The organism is Sporosarcina koreensis, assembly GCF_001531445.1.
Classification (GTDB): domain Bacteria; phylum Bacillota; class Bacilli; order Bacillales_A; family Planococcaceae; genus Sporosarcina; species Sporosarcina koreensis_C.
Window position 1 is genome coordinate 1 of record NZ_LQYA01000195.1, and the last position, 19,072, is coordinate 19,072.

Consider the following 19,072-nt stretch of genomic DNA (forward strand, 5'->3'; position numbering starts at 1 on the left):
GCAAAGCGACGAGGAGGCTGAGGGCAAGCCCCCCGGAAAGCGTCCGCTCGGAACGGAAATCAACGTCGCGTCAGTCTAACGTTTTTGTGTCAATGCGCTAATATGACAAAAGGGATGAAAATCAATTCGATTTTCATCCCTTTTGTCTACAGTCTGGATGCTGTTTGTTTGAAAAACAGCATCTTTTTATTAGCATTAAAGTTGCTATTCATTTTTCTCCAGTCAATTGTGAGCTCGCATTGATTGCAATCTTATCGAGCCGCTTTTGAAAAGTTTTTCGCCAGTCTTCCGATAATTCATCGACTTTCAGCAAAGTCCGAATTCCATCCAAATCGTTTTTATCGTGATGCATAAGTCGATTTGCCTCCGTCATAGTTATAGCCGAAGCTGGGCGCGAAATATGTACCAACTCGTCGGAGGGAGAGACGACTCCTTCCTTCAATACCCGGAAATAAAAGCCGGTATAGCCTGTGTTTTGGATGAGCAAAGGCATGTCTTTCCGTCCATGGACAAGAGATAGCTTGAAGCAGGGCTCACGAGGTTGGCTTACTTGTACGACCGCTTCTCCTATTTGGAATGAATCCCCGATGCATAACACATCCTCCGTTAATCCTTGGAGTGTCAAGTTTTCGCCGAATGCGCCTGCGTTCAACGGCTTTCCTAACTCCTTTTCCCAATGCGGATAATGATCAAAAGGATATGCACATACAGCTTTGTCTCGACCTCCATGATTAACAAGGTCAGCTTGCCCGTCGCCGGAAAAATTCAATGTCGATAAAAAAACAGGATCTGAAACCGGTTTTTTATGAATTCCAGTCGTTATTTCTTTTTTTCCGTACTGCATATCTTGCGGTTTGCCAACATTCAAAGAACAGATATTAATTTGTTGCATGCAAATCACCCCTTACAAATTCACTCTGTCTTTAAGTATAAGCGATATGGATGATTTGCGGTTGGTAATTTTCTTAACAATTTATCAAATCCTATCAATCATAGATGTTAGCAATTTCCGTTCCATCTCCCCGCGTAAGTACAATGGGTGCCATTTGCCGAGTGAATCTTTAGCGCTTTCCAAATGCACGATGGCTCCCGTGAAATCACCTTCTATGTATGAAAGCAAAGCATTCCGCTTCGAATCTATAACGGCATCTGATTTGCCGATTTTTCGAAGCCCTTCTAGGATTCCTGGATAATCCTTTAGCTCTTCATTGAAGAAAAGGGAAGTGGCGAAGGTGATATCAGCACAATCTGCATAATAATCGTAGGAGGCGTCTTCCCGTGTAAAAGCCAGTGTTTGTCCAATTGTTAACACGATTTCAGGATTTGCAGGTAAATAATAATAGCCGAGCGTTGGCAGTAAGCTTTTCGCAGTCGCATCCTCGGATTTTATCAACCTTTCCAGCTGCTCGATTAAATCAGCATCCCACTTTTTCACGTCAGCTGTTCTCATACCTTCCGCTAACACCGAATAAGCGGCTATGATGACTGAATCCTCGACCGGAATCATCCGAAGTCTTTGAATGACCAATCCGTCGGTCATGACACTTTTCGCCATGACCGGTTTCAAATTCATGAAGCCTAGAAACACATTCACTAATCCGAAAATGAGGTAAAACGGGTGATGCCATAAGCCGAAAGCGATGCCCATAAGGAGGAATCCGATGATGATGTTGGTCAAAGGTCCCCCATAAACATAACGGACGAGCTGATCTCGCATCTTTTCCTTCTTCAATTGCTCAGGAAATCCCATCATCGCTCTTCCGAGATACCCGAGAACGGAAAGGGTCATATGGAAATGAAGTTTGCCTTCATGACGTTCAATGACGAAGGGGCCGACACTTAAATTCAGCAGCCGCATTCCTTGTAGACGCCCAGCAAGGAAATGCCCTGCTTCATGCAGTAAAATGCTTAACGGAAGGCTGACGATGATGCTTGCCGCTATGATAAGTACGGAGCGTACCGACCAGGTTTCAGGATATAGTATGAAATAAATGACTGCGGAAAGCCCGATGAAGGCTCCAGTTAAAAACGATCCGATATTTTTCATAAATGCCACCTCAAATCATTTGAAAACCATTGTATAGACGAGGAAGACAATTGCTCCGATTCCGATACCTGCTAGAAACCTAAGTGCTTGCTTCATATTAATCGACCATCCTTTTCCGATAGATGACAACCGTCAGGAAGATAGAAGCGATGACCCATCCTAAAATAATTGCAAATTCGACAAGCACATCTCCGAAACCAGCGCCCGCTTCCACTTTTGCCGCTAATTCGATTAATTGGAGGTTCGGCAAGTAATTCGCCGCTTGTAAAATAGGATATTTCTCCGCAGCAACCGCGATAAACGATCCGAATGAAAAGATGACAATAACCGGCATGACAATGACAGACGCTTCCAAAACCGATTTGGAGTAGAGGCCGAGCAGCGTACCCAATGCGATATAGAAAAAGGATGATAATACAATCGCCACCACAATGACTGCAACGTTTGCAGGTTTGTATTCCGCCAAGTAAGCAGAGAAAAAGACGACAACCATCGTAATAATGAACGTAAGCAAACTTTTTCCGCCAAGAATATCGGCCGTACTTGCTGGAGAAAGCATCAGCCCACGCAATGTGTTTTTCTCCTTCTCTTCAGCGATCAAACAACATTGGACAAATGCAGCGACCATTCCAAATGTCATGTTGATGAGCATATAGTGCATATCAATCGAATCCGCACCCATTCGCCCCCAAAAGGCAGCCAATAGAATAGGGATTACAATAACTATAGAAACAGCATAATTCCGTGAGAAATCCTTAAAATCCTTCTGCAATATCGCGTTCATACGTTTTAATGAGATCATCATGCCAATTTCCTCCCTGTCACTTGTACAAAAATATCCCCTAATGTTGGTTCGTTCGTATGGATCGTTTCGACTTGATTCGTATTCATATATTCGAACAAACGATTTGCCCCTTCAGAGCCTGCGGGTAAGATCACTTTTTCTCCATTCGTCAATTCAACTGTGATTGTCGAATCGGAGTAGCTCTTTTTCAATTTATCTGGCGTATCCAAAAGTTGGATTTGCCCTTTATTCAGGAAAGCGACTCGATCGCATAATACTTCTGCCTCATACATGTCATGCGTCGTCAGGAAAATTGTCGTTCCTTTTTCGTTAAGCGCCCGCAGTCCCTCGTGGATATGGAGAGAATTTGTCGGATCAAGCGCAGATGTAGGCTCATCAAGGAAAAGCAGTTCCGGTTCGTGGATCAAAGCCCGCGCAAGTGTCACGCGCTGCGTCATTCCTTTCGATAAAGCGGAAACTTTTTTCGCTTTCTCTTGTTTCAAGTTAACAGCATCAAGCACTTCGTCGATTTTCGAGTAGGCTACATCGTATAAATCGCAATAGAGCTTCAAATTATCGTAGATTGATAACCTTCCGTATAGCCCGCTATTGTCTGTTAGAACCCCGAACCGTCTCCGATACTCCGCTTTTTTTAGTAGAGAAACGGATTCTCCAAAAACCTTCGCCGTCCCGCTAGTAGGTGTTAATTGCCCGGTCAAGATTTTAATCGTTGTTGTTTTTCCTGATCCACTTGGGCCAAGGAAGCCGAAAATTTCACCCTTTTTAACATGGAAGTCGACGCTTTCAATCGCTGTTTGATTCGCAAAAACTTTTGCTAAACTGCTCACCTCAATAATATTTTCCATTTCCATCCTCCTGTCGTAGGTTTCGTACATTTCGTATTTGCACCTTCAGAATAAGTGAAATCCGAATAGAGAACATTATATTTCGGACGAAAAGAGTGTAATAGAGGGTGAGCAGAGCAAAATAGCCCGTGAATGAACCGTATGTAGAAGTGGATTTCCCATCCGAAAATATGAGCGGAGTATTTCCCGGATTGAAACGTCGGATACTGTCAAAACATTTCCGGGGAAATAATACAATTTTCTACAAGGTTATAGGCCAAGCATCTCTTTCAGCTCAACCATCTTTGTTTTCGATAAAGGAATTGTTGATTTCTCGGCGTCATCCAAAACAAGGCTATAGCTATTCCGTGTCCATGTGACGACTTCCCGTACTTTCTGTAAATTAACGATGTATGAACGATGGCAACGGAAGAAGCCGAACGGAAGTAAACGTGCTTCCAATTCATTCAATGTAGAAACGGAAGGGAAAGATTCTCCCTTAATATGTAAAAAGGACTGTCCATCATTGCTTTCAATATAATCGATTTCCGGCGGATCGAATAAAACGATTTTTTCATTGACCTTCGTCGGAATTTTTTCGAACCGGACAGGTACTACCGATTCTGCCACAGAAGTAGCGTACTCAATTTCTTTGTCTTCATCCGTTGCGGTTTGGACGGCATGCAGTCCGTTTTCGTCCAAACGGAAGATTTCGTCGGCGGCTGTGACGGCGCTCTCCAAATATCCCGTTAAGATGAATGCGCTGCGGCCATCTTGTTTGAGCTTTTGAAGGATAGAAAGGAAAATCCGTTTTGTTTCCAAATCCAGATTTTGATCGGGTTCTTCAAAGATACAAATAGTAGGGTTCTGGATAAGCAAAAGGGCGAGCTGCACCCGTTTACGTTCCGAATAGGACAAGTTTTTTATTTTTACACGGCGTTTTGCATCCAATTGGGCAACCTGAATAACATCTTCAATAGATTCAGTCGATAGATAAAGCCGCCTCGTAAAACGAATCATTTCTTCTACGGACAACCTTTCATATAAGCCATCTTGAAGAAAGAAGAAGCCGATTTTTGATTTATTTTCTGAAATACCGCTTTCCCCAATACGGATTTCGCCATTCGACAGTTTGGATCTTTCAAGCAATAGCTCGATCAGCTGCTCGCGTACATTGACGCTTGAATGGACGGCAACGATTTTGCCTAAGTCGATTGACAAATCGAATGAAGGGAAAATGACAGAATCATGAATCCGTTTTTCTGCGTTGATAAATTGAAGTGACACCCAAAATCCCCCGTTTACAAAGTCTATTTATTACAAGTAGTATACCAGTTATTTAAATTGTGAATGAACCTTCTAATGAAAGTGATTGTTTATGGAACAAAATAGGTGAGTGGTGATAAAGGCTGTGTAAGCGGTGATAAACTCCACCGAAGCGGTGAAAAAGCGCCGAGAGTCGGTGATAACTAGCAACTCCTAACTTTTTGAACAATTTATGACTTCAGTAAAACTGTGATATGCATCACATCAAGCGCTCGACGAGTCATCTATGATGGAGTTGCCGGAAGGGAAATAGGCAATTCCCTAATATCGCTTCCGCAGAACATTCATTATCATGTAAATCGAAAAGAAAATTTGGGGAGGAATTCATTATGTCTTCACTTACCATCAATACACGCGTCTCGGATATTGTCACGGCATTGCCGCAAAGCGCCGACTTGTTCAGAAGTCTTCGCATCGACTATTGTTGCGGCGGGAAGATTCCATTGAAGGAAGCGGCAGAGCAGCGGAACTTGAATCCTTCGGAAGTTTTAAACAGCATCCATTCTATAGAAGAGAAACGGGAAAAACGTCTAAGCATGGAACCTTCTTCATTCGGGGAGAAGACGTTGATTGCCTATATCCAGGAAAAATATCATGAAGACTTGCGCGATGAACTACCTATGCTTGCGCCATACATTACAAAAGTTGCCCGCGTCCATGGTGAAAATCATCCGCATTTATTGCGTGTGCAAGAGATTTTTAAAATGTTGCGCACCGAACTGATTGATCATACCGATGATGAAGATCAAAATGTTTTCCCTCTCATTCTTCAGTTTTTGGACAATCCAACTCCCGAATTGAAGGAGCAATTGAAGCCTCATGTATCCGAATTGGAAGCGGAGCATGACAATGCGGGGCGTCTGCTTCATGAGCTAAGGGAAATCACTGATGATTTCACGCCGCCAGAAGGGGCTTGTGGAACATACCGTCTCGTTTATGCAAGGCTTGAGCAGCTTGAAAAAGAGACGTTTGAGCATGTGCATCTTGAAAATAATGTTTTATTCGAGCGGGTTGCGAAGGCGTTGTAATTGAAATTGCATGCAGTTATGAGCTCGGCTGGAGATTTATGATCACTTGTGGATGTTTATGCGTGATTGCATCGATTTATGAGCGATTTTTAACATTTATGCGTCTTTGCAATGACTTATGCGGATTTGCCGGCTTTTATGCGTGAATTTCTCAAATTATGCGCATTTGCAATTCTCATTCATCAAAAAAGCTGCCAGCGCGGCGGCTTTTTTAATTAGTGTATTACCTTGACGGATATAGGGAAAACCCTAATTGGTACTATTCCGATTATTCGATAGCATAGAGGGTATAAGGTAGAAATAGGTATGTCGATTTGCCCTATCTGCACGTCATTCTGATTAAAGGAGTGAATTTATTCAATGTCCATGAACAAGTTTAGCATGAAGTATTTCAAGCCGGTTGAACGTTATTCGGGTAACTGGTCCGTACTTGAGGAGAAGAGCAGGGATTGGGAGAATATGTATCGCCAAAGGTGGTCCCATGACAAAGTTGTACGGACGACGCATGGGGTTAACTGTACAGGTTCCTGTAGTTGGAAGGTGTTTGTGAAGAACGGAATTATTACATGGGAAAATCAACAGATCGATTATCCGTCTTGCGGTCCTGACATGCCTGAGTTCGAACCGAGGGGTTGTCCGCGGGGAGCATCGTTCTCATGGTACGAGTACAGCCCGTTGCGGGTGAAATATCCATACATACGGGGGAAATTGTGGCGTATGTGGAGTCGGGCGCTTTCCGAGCATAAGGATCCTATCAAGGCTTGGGCTAGTATCGTAGAGGATCCTTTGAAAACGGCGGAGTACAAGAAAGCGCGCGGAAAAGGCGGACATGTAAGAATCCATTGGCGCGATGTGAAAATCCTCATCGCTGCCCAACTGATCTACACAATCCGGAAATATGGGCCCGACCGCATTGCTGGGTTCACGCCGATTCCAGCGATGTCGATGGTCAGCTATGCTTCGGGTGCGCGTTTCCTATCATTGCTAGGCGGAGAAATGTTGAGCTTCTATGACTGGTACGCGGATCTCCCGCCATCCTCGCCGCAAATTTGGGGTGAACAGACGGATGTTCCTGAATCGAGCGACTGGTTCAACGCCGGCTATATAATCATGTGGGGCTCGAACGTTCCGTTGACCCGGACGCCGGATGCGCACTTCATGACGGAAGTCCGTTATAAAGGGACGAAAACTGTTTCGGTCGCACCCGACTACGCGGAAAGCGTCGTCCATGCAGATGATTGGATCGCGCCGAACCCTGGATCGGATGCAGCGGTCGCTCAAGCGATGACCCATGTCATTTTGGATGAGTTTTATGAACAGCGGAAAGAGCCGATGTTCCTCGATTATGCGAAGCAATTCACGGATATGCCGTTCCTGATCACGCTTGAAGAGCATGACAATGCCTATAAAGCGGGACGTTTTGTCCGCGCGAGCGATTTAGGCCAAGCGAGCGAGCATGCGGAATGGAAACCGGTCATCATCGACGGTGCAAAAAATGAAATCATCGTACCAAACGGGACAATGGGACAGCGCTGGGAAAAGGATGCAAAATGGAACCTTATCCTTGAAAACGAGGATGGAACGAAGGTGGAACCTGTCTTATCTGTAATCGATCAGGGAGCGGAGTGGAAAGAAATCCATTTCCCTTACTTTGATAATACAGGCAATGGCGTGTTCACACGTGCCATCCCTACGAGGAAAGTGAAATTTGCGGACGGTACGGAGCGCCTCGTTGCGACTGTTTATGACGTCATGATGAGCCAATACGGCATTAACCGTTCAAACAGCAAATGGGATGCGAAAGGCTATGACGACGCGGAATCGCTCTACACGCCTGCATGGCAGCAAAAAGTGACGAGTGTCAAGCCGGAACTAGTCATCCAAATCGCTCGAGAGTTCGCTCAAAACGCCATCGATACGGGCGGACGTTCGATGATCATCATGGGTGCGGGCATCAACCACTGGTTCAATAGCGATACGATCTATCGAGCCATTCTAAATCTAGTTACCCTAACTGCTTCACAAGGAAACAATGGAGGTGGATGGGCGCATTACGTCGGACAAGAAAAATGCCGTCCGATTGAAGGGTGGAGCACGATCGCTTTCGCAAGGGACTGGCAAGCGCCTCCACGTTTGCAAAACGGGACATCATTCTTCTATTTTGCGACAGATCAATGGAAGTATGAAGAAGGCGGCACAACTGCGTTGGCTTCGCCGTTGGGGAATAAATCGCGCTATGAACATCCGGCGGATTATAACGTCCTTGCCGCAAGACTAGGATGGCTTCCATCTTATCCGCAATTCAACAGGAACAGCCTGCAGCTGACTGAGGAAGCAAAACAGGCAGGCAAGACGACAACGGAGGAAATCGTGAAGTATACGGTCGAGCAATTAAAGACCGGCAAACTGAACTTTGCCATCGAAGACCCGGATGCGCCGGAAAACTTCCCGAGATCGCTTTTTGTTTGGCGTTCGAACCTTGTATCGAGCTCTGCGAAAGGGCAGGAATATTTCATGAAGCATTTATTTGGGGCATCTTCCGGGTTGCTTGCGCAGCCGAACGAGGATATGAAACCGGAAGAGATCGTCTGGCGGGATGAAGTGGAAGGGAAGCTTGATCTACTTGTCGCACTCGATTTCCGGATGACTGCGACACCGTTATATGCAGATCTCGTATTGCCGGCGGCGACTTGGTACGAAAAAGTGGATTTGTCTTCAACCGATATGCATCCATTCGTCCATCCGTTCAATCCGGCTGTCGATCCACTGTGGGAATCCCGTTCGGACTGGGATATTTTCCGTTCACTTGCCGAAACGTTTGCTGACATGGCGAAAACCCATCTGCCTGGCGTTTACAGGGATTTGGTGACGACGCCGCTCGCGCATGATTCCGTGCAAGAAATTGCGCAGCCATACGGGGAAGTGAAGGATTGGAAAAAAGGCGAGGTCGAACCGATCCCTGGCAAGACGATGCCTGGCATGACAATTGTCGAACGTGATTATACGAAGGTGTACGACAAATACATCACGCTCGGTCCATTGCTCTCTACCGGAAAAGTTGGCGCGCATGGCGTTTCCTTCTCCGTTGCGGAAGAGTATGAGCTCATGAAAGGTATCAATGGCGTTTACACGGACGGAACAATCAAGGACGGCCTGCCGAAATTGTATACGGCTAAAAATGCAGCAGAAGCGATGCTTACCCTTTCATCCGCAACGAATGGACGCGTTTCACAACGTGCCTTCGAATCGGCTGAACAGGATACAGGTGTCGAGCTGAAGGATATTTCCGCAGACCGGGCGGCTGAACGGTTCACATTCGCCAATATTACGGCCCAGCCGAGGGAAGTCATTCCAACGCCTGTCTTCAGCGGCTCGAATAAAATGGGCAGACGCTACTCGCCATTCACAACGAATATCGAAAGGCTCGTGCCGTTCAGGACGCTGACTGGTAGACAGCATTTCTATGTGGACCATGAATTGTTCCTGGATTTCGGCGAATCATTGCCGGTCTATAAGCCGACATTGCCGCCGATGGTATTGGGTCCACGGGATAAACCGATTGTTGGCGGACAGGATGCGCTCGTTCTCAGATATTTGACGCCGCACGGCAAGTGGAACATCCACTCGACGTACCAGGACAATCAGCATATGTTGACATTGTTCCGTGGAGGTCCGACCGTCTGGATTTCCGACCTAGACGCGAAGGAGCATGGCATTGACGATAACGCATGGCTTGAAGTATACAACCGGAACGGTGTCGTCACAGCGCGTGCCGTTGTCAGCCACAGAATGCCGAAGGGCACGATGTTCATGTATCATGCGCAAGATAAGCATATCCAAGTTCCAGGCTCTAAAATTACAGAGGAGCGCGGCGGAAGCCATAATGCGCCAACCCGCATCCACATGAAGCCGACACAGATGGTCGGCGGTTATGCTCAGCTGAGTTACGGATTCAACTATTACGGGCCGATCGGCAACCAACGTGATGAGTACGTGGCGGTCCGCAAGATGAAGGAGGTCAACTGGCTTGAAAATTAAAGCACAAGTAGCAATGGTCATGAATTTGGATAAATGCATTGGCTGCCATACGTGCAGTGTCACGTGTAAAACGGCGTGGACGAACAGGGAAGGCGCCGAATATATGTGGTTCAACAATGTGGAGACGAAACCCGGCATCGGGTATCCGAAACGGTGGGAGGACCAGGAGCTGTACAAAGGCGGCTGGCATTTACGGAATGGAAAGCTAGAATTGAAATCCGGATCGAAGCTATCAAAAATCGCTTTAGGAAAAATCTTCTATAATCCGGACATGCCGGAAATAAAGGAATTCTACGAGCCGTGGACATATGACTATGAGAAATTGACGATGGCGCCTGAAAGTGAACATACACCTGTCGCTCGTGCGAAATCGGTCATTTCCGGAGATTATATGGACTTGGAGTGGGGCCCGAACTGGGAGGACCAATTGGCCGGTGCCCATATAACCGGCCCAAAGGATCCGAACATCGAAAAGATTGAAGAAGAGGTCAAATTCAATTTCGAGCAAGCGTTCATGATGTATTTGCCGCGTCTTTGCGAGCATTGCCTGAACCCAAGCTGCGTCGCTTCCTGTCCAGCAGGGGCGATCTATAAGCGCGATGAGGACGGCATCGTGCTCGTCGATCAGGAAGCATGCCGAGGCTGGCGCTACTGCATGACGGGTTGCCCGTACAAAAAAGTGTACTTCAACTGGAAGACGAACAAAGCGGAGAAATGCACATTCTGCTTCCCGCGTGTTGAAGCCGGGTTGCCGACAGTCTGTTCCGAAACATGCACAGGAAGAATCCGCTATTTGGGCGTTCTTCTTTATGACGCCGATCGAGTGCTCGAAGCAGCATCGACTCCGGATCCGCAAGACTTGTATCAGGCGCAATGTGATTTATTCCTTGATCCGCACGATCCAGAAGTGATTGAGCAGGCTCTGAAGGATGGCATTTCGGAGGATTGGATCAATGCCGCGAAAAATTCGCCGGTCTATAAATTGGCGATAGAATACAAGCTTGCATTCCCATTGCATCCGGAATACCGCACATTGCCGATGGTCTGGTATGTACCGCCGCTTAGCCCGATCATGAACTATTTCGAAGGGAAGGATTCTATTAAGAATCCGGATATGATCTTCCCGGCAATCGAAGAAATGAGAATCCCGATTCAGTACTTGGCAAATATGCTGACGGCAGGTGATACAGAAACCGTGAAACAAGGACTTCAGCGTATGGCGATGATGCGCTCGTATATGCGTGCAGTATCATCCGGCAAAGAATTTGATGAATCCAGACTTGACCGTGTAGGTTTGACAGCGGAACAAACGAAGCAGATGTACCGCTTGCTCGCCATCGCGAAATACGAAGATCGCTTCGTCATCCCGACTTCCCATAAGGAAGGAACGATGAACGTCTATCGTTCGCAAGGTTCGGCTGGTTATAACGAACAAATGGGCACATATGGCGAAAGCACAACACAAAGTCAATTCAGTTACTCAATGGTGGGGGGCACAGACTGTGATGGTTGTGGACCGGTCTCCCCAGGGAAATCGGGCAAGGAGATTTACGAGGAGAACTTCTATGGGGGGATCTGGCGTGATTAATCTGGACCGACTATATGAAGAGAAAAGCGTATTTGGCTTTTTCGCCAACCAGCTGTCCTATCCCGAAAAAATCACGTTCCATCCTTTGGTATTGGAAGAGTCAATCGACTCTTCCGATCCATCTTATCCCGATGTGAAACGGTATTGGGATCTTATGCATGAATATAGTCTAGAAGAGATTCAAGAAATGTATATCAATACATTCGATTTCCAGAAAGACTGTACGCTGTTCATGACGTATGTGAAGTATGAAGATTCGAAGGAACGCGGGCAAATGCTAGCCCGGCTGAAAGTGCTTTATGAAATGTTCGGGCTAGTCATGCCGGACAATGAACTATCTGACTTCCTTCCGCTTATGTGCGAATTCATCTATGCTGCGGAATGGAGAGGGGATCCGCGTGCCCAACAAAGCTTTTCAATGCTGTTGGCAGTGTTGGAGGATGGATCCTATCATTTAATGAAGGCTCTGGAAAAATACGAGAGCCCTTACTTCCACCTCATCAAAGGGATGAGGGAGGTATTCAAGTCTTGTATCCAACAGGAGGTTCCTGCCAATGAGTAACCAATTTTTATGGGTGATTTTCCCTTATATTTGCATGGCAGTATTCGTCGTCGGGCATATTTTCCGGTATCGGCACGATAAGTTCGGATGGACCGCAAAGTCGAGTGAGTTCATCGAGAAGAAACAACTGATGATCGGCAGTTTGCTTTTCCATATCGGTATCATTCCCGTTATTCTTGGGCATGTTGCTGGGCTTGGCATACCGAAAGAGTGGACGCGTGCGGTTGGCGTCAGTGACCATTTGTATCATATGGGGGCCATTTGGGGAGGGGGATTCTTCGGCGTCGTCACACTAGCCGGAATGCTTATTCTCACTGCACGGCGTATTACCCACCGGAATGTCCGGAAGCTCTCCTCGGCTTCTGACATCATCGTCAATTGCCTACTTCTATTCATTGTGTTTATCGGTTGCTATGCTTCTTTGGTGACGAATAACTTGAACCCGGGATTCGATTATCGTGATTCCATCTCAGTCTGGTTCCGTTCCTTGCTCATCTTCAGACCCGAAGCAGGGTATATGGCTTCCGTTCCATTGACGTTCAAGCTGCATATTCTTGCTGGCTTCCTCATTTTCGCGATGTGGCCGTTCACAAGGCTTGTCCACGTATGGAGCGTGCCATTGAATTATGTGGGCAGGAGCTATATTGTGTATAGAAGATCGCCTGTAAAAGCGGGCAAAAGATAAAGGATTTTCCATAGGGAGCAATGGTGATGAATGAATGGGTGGGATTTAATTATCAGCAAGAGATTGAACGTTTGAAAGAACTTTTCGGATTTGATTTCGTTGGCATTGCACTCGTCCAATCACCGGAACGTCGGTTTGAATTGAGATGGGTGTATGTGGCGGGAAATCGCAGCGAACGCTATCGGCGCATCAAATTGCAATCAGGTAAAGGGATAGCGGGTCTCGTCTTCAAGACGGGCAAGTCAATGTTTGTCGGGGATGCAGATGAAGAATGGAGTGCCGGCGACCTGTTCAATTATCCGATCGTCTCGGTGGAAGGGCTCAAAAGCTTCGGAGCGATTCCTCTCTATAAATACAATCGTGTAAAAGGCGTCTTGCTCGTCGGATACCGGGTAGGGGGGAAGCTGACGAGTGAACAGTTCGAGCAATTCAAGCAAGAGGTCGGTGCGGAGTTTGGTCCATTTTATAATAAGGAGATGGTGAAGGATGAATCGGAACAGTAATATGCAATTAGCGGACCTGTTAATGAAATTGTACGGCAATTCCGATGAAGCCATCTTCTTTTTTGACCGGCAAGGGAAAGTGCTTGGGATGAATTCAGCTGCGGAAGAGATTATCGATAAGAATGTCTACGAGCAGATGATGGCGGGCAGCACCAAGGCTATCTGCGTGGCATGCAAAGGCTATACGAGCTCCGATGAACCGCGGACGTGCGTCTCCTGCTATATGGCTAATCCGGACGAGGACATCAGCTCCTTCCAAGTGTATTTCGATACAAAAGGGAGAGGGGTCGTCCCTTATTCCGGCAGCATCCAGACAATTGACGAAGAGACGGGAACCCGCGTATTCATGCTGAGGGATCTGACACATCAATTCAAGACGCAAGAGGAATTGAATCGGAAACTGATGATGAAACGGGTGATCAAGGCCCAGGAGGATGAGCGGAAACGCCTTTCCAGGGAGCTCCATGACAGTGTCGCACAGGAAATGCTCAGTTCGTTAGTCGATTTACGCGTCTTAAAATATATGAACATCGAAGAGGATGTCTTGAAGAAAGTGCAGCAGACGGAAGGCTCGCTTATGCGGTTATTGGATGACATCCGCCACTTATCCGTCGAACTTCGCCCCGCCACTCTCGATGACCTCGGGCTTGAGGCGGCTTTCCGCACTCATTTCAAATGGGTGGAAAAAAATTATGGACTCGTTATCCATTTCCATCCGGAACTTGAATCCAAACGGTATGAAGGCGAAATCGAAACGGTCGTCTATCGCATTTGCCAGGAAGCCGTTTTCAATGCGTTGAAATATGCGGAAGTCGATGAAATGATTGTCCGCTTGTACGAAACGGAAGACTTGCTTCATTTACTGGTCGTGGATGAAGGGAAAGGATTCGAATTGAAAAATACAGATCCGAAAGGTACGGGTTTAGGCATTTACAGCATGAATGAGCGGGCGGAACTCGTTGACGGACGCCTTCATATCCGTTCCCAAATCGGGAAAGGGACTATTATCCAGTTGGAAGTCCCGGTTGGTAAAGGAGGGAATGACGATTGAAGATCATCATAGCCGATGATCATGCGGTCGTTCGCAGCGGTTTCATGCATATATTGAACTTTCAAGCCGATATGGAAGTCGTAGCGACCGCCGCTGACGGATTGGAAGCGTATGAACTAGTGGCGAAGCATCGCCCGGATATTCTGCTCATGGATTTGAGCATGCCTCCCGGGGAGAGCGGTTTGATTGCCACGGGGAAAATTAAAGAGGATTTTCCCGAAACGAAAGTCGTCATCCTGACGATGTACGATGACGAAGAATATCTTTTCCATGTATTGAAAAATGGCGCTTCCGGGTATGTATTGAAAAACTCCCCCGATGAGGAATTGCTTTCCGCTATCCGGACAGTCTACGACGGGGGCACGTACATCCATCCTTCGATGGCGACCTCCCTCGTGCGCCAATTCGTGAAGAAGGATTTCGACGAAGCCGAGACGGACCCTTATAAGATGTTGTCGAGAAGGGAAATCGAAGTCCTGCCGTTAGTCGCGAAAGGCTATGGAAATAAAGAAATCGCAGAAATGCTTTACATTTCCGTCAAGACGGTGGAAGCGCATAAATCGAAAATCATGGAAAAATTGAATTTGAAAAGCAGGCCTGAGCTTGTGGAATATGCGTTACGGAAAAAGTTCCTGAACTTCTAAGTGGAGGTGCGAAGTTTGACGACAACGAAACAATTCCAGTTTGAATTGCCTGCGTTGCGGGTGCTTGAAAATGAACATAATTATTTATCCTATTTGATGGACGGCTGGCATACGATCGTCCTTGGATTCGAACGGGATATTTACAATGCGGATGAAGCGAGGGTAGCTTTACAGTCATTGCGTAAGCTCCTCATCGAATTCATCGATCCACTGAAGAACCATACGGAAAAAGAGGAGGAATTCCTGTTTCCGATGCTATCAAAATATATCGGTGATGAACAAGGACCTATCCTGGCGCTTGAAGAGGAGCATGAAGAGATCGATGCGTATATCGGCCATTTCCTTCATCATACGCGCGGAGGTCTTGACGAACTGACCTTGCAGGAAATGAAAGATATCGTCAAAGACGCTGGCGAAGCGTTCGAAGTGATAACGATCCACTTCGTCAAGGAGCAGTCGATCGTCTTCCCGATGGTCATCAATACGCTGCGCATCACGGAGCAGGATCAGTTATTCGATGAGTTGTACACATCCATCATTTGATAGACCCGGTGAAAGCTATTCACTACTTTCAGAAATGGACTGATTTGAATGAATAAAAAAATCCAATTGCCGTTACAGACAGCTAACTTAGTAGTCGGTTTCATGGTATGGGTATTGATATCCTCATTATTGCCGTTCATTACGGAGGACATTGCGATTGCTCCTGAGCGATTGGCGATCGTGACTGCAGTACCTGTCGTACTTGGATCCATTTTACGGATGCCACTAGGATACTATGCGAATATTTTCGGAGCGAGAATCATCTTCATGGTCAGCTTCATCCTCCTTCTGTTCCCGGTGTTTTACATAAGTGAAACGACATCATTCACCGGGTTGATCATCGGAGGGACTTTCCTTGGTATCGGAGGCGCCGTATTTTCTGTCGGTGTCACATCGTTGCCGAAATATTATCCGAAAGAGAAACATGGCCTCGTCAACGGAATCTACGGGATGGGGAATATCGGTACAGCTGTATCGACATTTGCCGCGCCTGTCATTGCAACGCAAATCGGTTGGTCGATGACTGTCAAACTCTATTTGGTACTATTGCTTGTCTTTGCGGCTTTGAACTTCATTTTCGGCGACAAGCACGAAACAAAAATCAAAACGCCGATTCTCGAACAGATCAAAGGCGTCTATAAAAATGAGAAGCTTTGGTTCTTTTCATTGTTTTACTTCATCACATTCGGCTCATTTGTAGCATTCACGGTTTTCCTGCCGAACTTTCTCGTTACGTATTTCGGTTTGGAGAAAGTCGATGCAGGTATGCGGACAGCCGGCTTCATCGTCGTCGCAACATTGCTCCGTCCCGTAGGCGGTTGGCTTGCAGATAAGTTCCAGCCGCTGTTCCTACTGATGGCTTCATTTGCCGGCCTGACATTGGCGGCAATCGTCTTGGCATTCTCTCCGGGCATCGGGCTCTATACAGTCGGCAGCATCTTGATTGCAGCGATGGCAGGGATCGGCAACGGGGTCATCTTCAAACTCGTTCCTTTCTATTTCAATAAACAAGCAGGCATCGTCAACGGGATTGTCTCCATGATGGGCGGACTGGGCGGATTCTTCCCTCCATTATTGCTAGCGACAATCCATTCTATGACAGGCTCTTATTCGATCGGTTTTATGGCGTTTTCCCAAGTCGCACTAGTGAGTCTTGTCCTCGTCGTCTGGCTTTACTATATGGATCGCGTGTCGCTCGCGAAGGAAGTATTCGATTCGACAGGGCAGGGAATTCTTGTCACGAACCCGAAAGGCACGATTTTGTCTGTAAATCCTGCATTTACTAAACTTACAGGCTATACTGAAGAAGAAGTGATCGGCAGCAATCCGAATGTGCTCAGTTCCGGAAGGCAGTCCAAACAATTTTACACATCCATGTGGAGCATCATCGGCGAAGAAGGCTCTTGGCAAGGTGAAATCTGGAATAAGAAGAAGGATGGAACAGAGTATTTGGAACTGTTGACGATCAATGCAGTCAAAAACAATTCAGGTGAAGTCGAACGGTATGTCGGTACATTCAGTGACATTACACCTCAGCAAAGAGGGGGCGGCCGGTCGCAATGACCGGGAGCCCTCTTTTCAAAAGCAGAGGCGGCCTGTCTAGAAATTGAAAGGGGAGGCAGAAGTGGGAACGAGATATTCGCGTCAAACGCTATTCAAGCCGATCGGCGAAGATGGGCAAGAACGATTGAAACAAGCTCATGTCCTCGTCATCGGCTGCGGGGCGCTCGGATCCCCCATTTCCGAGATATTGGTCAGAGCGGGAGTCGGCAAGCTGACAATTGCAGACCGGGATTACGTGGAAATGTCCAATTTGCAAAGGCAGCAACTATTCACTGAACAGGACGCACTTGACGGAGTACCAAAAGTCGTCGCTGCCGAACGAAGATTGAAAGAGATCCGGCAAGATTGCGAAATACGGACAGTGCTCGACCATGTGGATGGCCCGTTGCTTGAACAGCTTACGGAAGACGCCGATCTGATCATGGATGCGACGGACAATTTTGAAACGAGGTTGCTCATGAATGATGTCGCCTGGAAAAAGGGGCTTCCTTGGATTCACGGCGCATGCGTCGGTAGCTCGGGCACTGTATTTCCGTTCGTCCCGGGTCGGTCGGCTTGTTTCCGTTGTTTGCTGCCGGTCCTCCCGTCTGTGAATGAAACATGCGATACAGCTGGCATTATTGCACCTGCTGTCCAGATCGTTGCAGCGAGGCAGTCCGCGGAAGCGTTGAAGTGGTTGACGGGCAATGAGAACGCGATGATGACGAAGCTTTTGCATTTCGACGTCTGGAATAATACACAAGTGGAAGCAGGCATTTCGCGTATTCAGAAAGCTAGTTGTGAAACTTGCGGAGAGTCGCCTACATATCCTTCATTGCATCAACCGGAAGGAACGCATTATGCCGTCCTCTGTGGAAGGGAAACTGTCCAGATCGTTCCGGACAGCGGTCGCTCATTGACCGTCCGGGACGGCGTGCAAGTGGCAGAGCGATTGGGTACGGAATACCGAACGACACCATTCTTTGTGGAATTCCATGCGGAAGGGTATCGTTGTGTTTTATTCCAAAACGGCAGGCTGCTTATTCATGGGTTGAAAGATCTGAGGCAAGGGAGGAAGCTGTACCATCAATTTTTCGGGTGATAGGGGGCTGGAAGGATTGTCGAATCTTACAGATAAGGAAAAGAAGAAGTCAATCGCTATCGCCGTCTTGACGGTGAGCGACACGCGGGATAAAGAAACGGATAAAAGCGGTGGAACGATCATCCGGATGGCGGAGGAAGCAGGTCACCATATTGCGGATTATCGGATCTGTACGGATGACCCAGCGGAGATTTCCGGAAATGTGGAAGAGTGGATTGGCAATTCTGTAGTTGAGGCCGTCATCATTACGGGCGGCTCGGGAATCGGCTTCCGTGATGTGACGATTGAAACGGTGACATCGTATTTTACGAAGACGATTGATGGATTCGGAGAGCTGTTCAGGTTCTTGAGCTATACGAAGGACGTCGGGTCGAAGGCGTTGTTGAGCCGGGCGACTGCCGGGTCGATCGACGAACAGGTTTTATTCGCATTGCCGGGATCGTCGAAAGCGGTGACGTTGGCGATGGAAAAACTGATCCTTCCGGAGCTTCATCATATCGTGCATGAATTGACGAAGCATCGGAAATGACAGTTGCGCTGGGAGTTCTCGTTTAACGTAGGAAAGTTCTCGTTTCCGCGCCGAGAGTTCTCGTTGAACGCGAAAGAGTTCTCGTTCAACGTGGAAAAGTTCTCATTCCGCCGCGGTGCGTTCGAAGTCGCCGTTTTTCCCGCCGGTCTTTTTCAAAAGCATCGTCGGGCCAATGACCATCTCTTTACCAGCCGCTTTACACATATCGTAAATCGTGAGGGCGGCTGCAGCAGCGGCGGTCAATGCTTCCATTTC

General features: G+C 47.2%; 18 protein-coding genes. 12 read left to right on the top strand and 6 right to left on the bottom strand.

The genetic code is table 11. The features are described 5' to 3' along the window. Positions 1–208: 208 nt before the first annotated feature. From AWV70_RS17140 to AWV70_RS17160, 5 genes are all read right to left on the bottom strand, one after another. Positions 209–892, bottom strand: a complete 684-nt coding sequence (locus AWV70_RS17140) for an MOSC domain-containing protein (RefSeq protein ID WP_060209679.1) — start codon at positions 890–892, stop codon at positions 209–211. Between the two features lie 84 nt (positions 893–976). After that, on the bottom strand, positions 977–2,047 hold the full coding sequence (locus AWV70_RS17145) for a M50 family metallopeptidase (protein WP_060209683.1): 1,071 nt from the start codon (positions 2,045–2,047) through the stop codon (positions 977–979). 97 nt (positions 2,048–2,144) lie between these two features. After that, positions 2,145–2,852, bottom strand: a complete 708-nt coding sequence (locus AWV70_RS17150) for an ABC transporter permease (protein ID WP_060209685.1) — start codon at positions 2,850–2,852, stop codon at positions 2,145–2,147. Continuing rightward, complete coding sequence (locus AWV70_RS17155; RefSeq protein ID WP_060209687.1) at positions 2,849–3,697, bottom strand: ABC transporter ATP-binding protein; 849 nt, start codon at positions 3,695–3,697, stop codon at positions 2,849–2,851. The genes AWV70_RS17150 and AWV70_RS17155 overlap by 4 nt, the downstream gene beginning before the upstream one ends. Positions 3,698–3,946: 249 nt before the next feature. Next, complete coding sequence (locus AWV70_RS17160; RefSeq protein WP_060209689.1) at positions 3,947–4,963, bottom strand: LytTR family transcriptional regulator DNA-binding domain-containing protein; 1,017 nt, start codon at positions 4,961–4,963, stop codon at positions 3,947–3,949. Positions 4,964–5,331: 368 nt separating this feature from the next. Between AWV70_RS17160 and ric the strand changes: the two genes are divergently transcribed. From ric to AWV70_RS17220, 12 genes are all read left to right on the top strand, one after another. Next, positions 5,332–6,030: an iron-sulfur cluster repair di-iron protein gene (ric, locus tag AWV70_RS17165; protein WP_060209691.1), complete on the top strand. Its 699-nt coding sequence runs from the start codon at positions 5,332–5,334 to the stop codon at positions 6,028–6,030. Positions 6,031–6,396: 366 nt separating this feature from the next. Continuing rightward, the gene (locus AWV70_RS17170) at positions 6,397–10,068 is read left to right on the top strand and encodes a nitrate reductase subunit alpha (RefSeq protein ID WP_060209829.1); all 3,672 of its coding nucleotides are present in this window, start codon (positions 6,397–6,399) and stop codon (positions 10,066–10,068) included. Then, on the top strand, positions 10,058–11,656 hold the full coding sequence (gene narH / locus AWV70_RS17175; protein WP_060209692.1) for a nitrate reductase subunit beta: 1,599 nt from the start codon (positions 10,058–10,060) through the stop codon (positions 11,654–11,656). The genes AWV70_RS17170 and narH overlap by 11 nt, the downstream gene beginning before the upstream one ends. Continuing rightward, entirely contained in the window at positions 11,649–12,218 is a 570-nt protein-coding gene (gene narJ, locus AWV70_RS17180) for a nitrate reductase molybdenum cofactor assembly chaperone (protein WP_060209831.1), read from the top strand. The genes narH and narJ overlap by 8 nt, the downstream gene beginning before the upstream one ends. Then, entirely contained in the window at positions 12,211–12,903 is a 693-nt protein-coding gene (gene narI / locus AWV70_RS17185) for a respiratory nitrate reductase subunit gamma (RefSeq protein WP_060209694.1), read from the top strand. The genes narJ and narI overlap by 8 nt, the downstream gene beginning before the upstream one ends. A 26-nt stretch (positions 12,904–12,929) precedes the next feature. Then, positions 12,930–13,406, top strand: coding sequence for a GAF domain-containing protein (locus AWV70_RS17190; RefSeq protein WP_060209695.1), 477 nt, complete (start codon positions 12,930–12,932; stop codon positions 13,404–13,406). Beyond that, positions 13,390–14,457, top strand: a complete 1,068-nt coding sequence (locus tag AWV70_RS17195) for a sensor histidine kinase (protein WP_060209697.1) — start codon at positions 13,390–13,392, stop codon at positions 14,455–14,457. Before AWV70_RS17190 ends, AWV70_RS17195 begins: the two co-directional genes overlap by 17 nt. Beyond that, on the top strand, positions 14,454–15,101 hold the full coding sequence (locus AWV70_RS17200) for a response regulator (RefSeq protein WP_060209699.1): 648 nt from the start codon (positions 14,454–14,456) through the stop codon (positions 15,099–15,101). The genes AWV70_RS17195 and AWV70_RS17200 overlap by 4 nt, the downstream gene beginning before the upstream one ends. Before the next feature lie 6 nt (positions 15,102–15,107). Further along, entirely contained in the window at positions 15,108–15,644 is a 537-nt protein-coding gene (locus tag AWV70_RS17205) for a hemerythrin domain-containing protein (RefSeq protein WP_414714846.1), read from the top strand. 48 nt (positions 15,645–15,692) lie between these two features. Further along, positions 15,693–17,207 (top strand): nitrate/nitrite transporter, encoded by a 1,515-nt coding sequence (locus AWV70_RS17210; protein WP_060209704.1) that lies wholly within the window; start codon positions 15,693–15,695, stop codon positions 17,205–17,207. Between the two features lie 61 nt (positions 17,208–17,268). Beyond that, positions 17,269–18,288: a ThiF family adenylyltransferase gene (locus AWV70_RS17215; protein WP_060209832.1), complete on the top strand. Its 1,020-nt coding sequence runs from the start codon at positions 17,269–17,271 to the stop codon at positions 18,286–18,288. A gap of 16 nt (positions 18,289–18,304) precedes the next feature. Continuing rightward, on the top strand, positions 18,305–18,817 hold the full coding sequence (locus tag AWV70_RS17220; RefSeq protein ID WP_060209707.1) for a MogA/MoaB family molybdenum cofactor biosynthesis protein: 513 nt from the start codon (positions 18,305–18,307) through the stop codon (positions 18,815–18,817). A gap of 102 nt (positions 18,818–18,919) precedes the next feature. Here AWV70_RS17220 and AWV70_RS24800 read toward each other — a convergent pair. Continuing rightward, the coding region (locus AWV70_RS24800) for a cyclic pyranopterin monophosphate synthase MoaC (protein ID WP_276525650.1) at positions 18,920–19,072 on the bottom strand (153 nt) is incomplete at its 5' end.

Excerpts from the sequence above, each read along its gene's own strand:
- AWV70_RS17210 (WP_060209704.1), top strand. The coding sequence starts at position 15,693 with ATGAATAAAAAAATCCAATTGCCGTTACAGACAGCTAACTTAGTAGTC.
- AWV70_RS17140 (WP_060209679.1), bottom strand. The coding sequence starts at position 892 with ATGCAACAAATTAATATCTGTTCTTTGAATGTTGGCAAACCGCAAGAT.
- ric (WP_060209691.1), top strand. The coding sequence starts at position 5,332 with ATGTCTTCACTTACCATCAATACACGCGTCTCGGATATTGTCACGGCA.
- AWV70_RS17195 (WP_060209697.1), top strand. The coding sequence starts at position 13,390 with ATGAATCGGAACAGTAATATGCAATTAGCGGACCTGTTAATGAAATTG.
- AWV70_RS17155 (WP_060209687.1), bottom strand. The coding sequence starts at position 3,697 with ATGGAAAATATTATTGAGGTGAGCAGTTTAGCAAAAGTTTTTGCGAAT.
- narI (WP_060209694.1), top strand. The coding sequence starts at position 12,211 with ATGAGTAACCAATTTTTATGGGTGATTTTCCCTTATATTTGCATGGCA.
- AWV70_RS17190 (WP_060209695.1), top strand. The coding sequence starts at position 12,930 with ATGAATGAATGGGTGGGATTTAATTATCAGCAAGAGATTGAACGTTTG.
- AWV70_RS17170 (WP_060209829.1), top strand. The coding sequence starts at position 6,397 with ATGAACAAGTTTAGCATGAAGTATTTCAAGCCGGTTGAACGTTATTCG.
- AWV70_RS17150 (WP_060209685.1), bottom strand. The coding sequence starts at position 2,852 with ATGATGATCTCATTAAAACGTATGAACGCGATATTGCAGAAGGATTTT.
- AWV70_RS17145 (WP_060209683.1), bottom strand. The coding sequence starts at position 2,047 with ATGAAAAATATCGGATCGTTTTTAACTGGAGCCTTCATCGGGCTTTCC.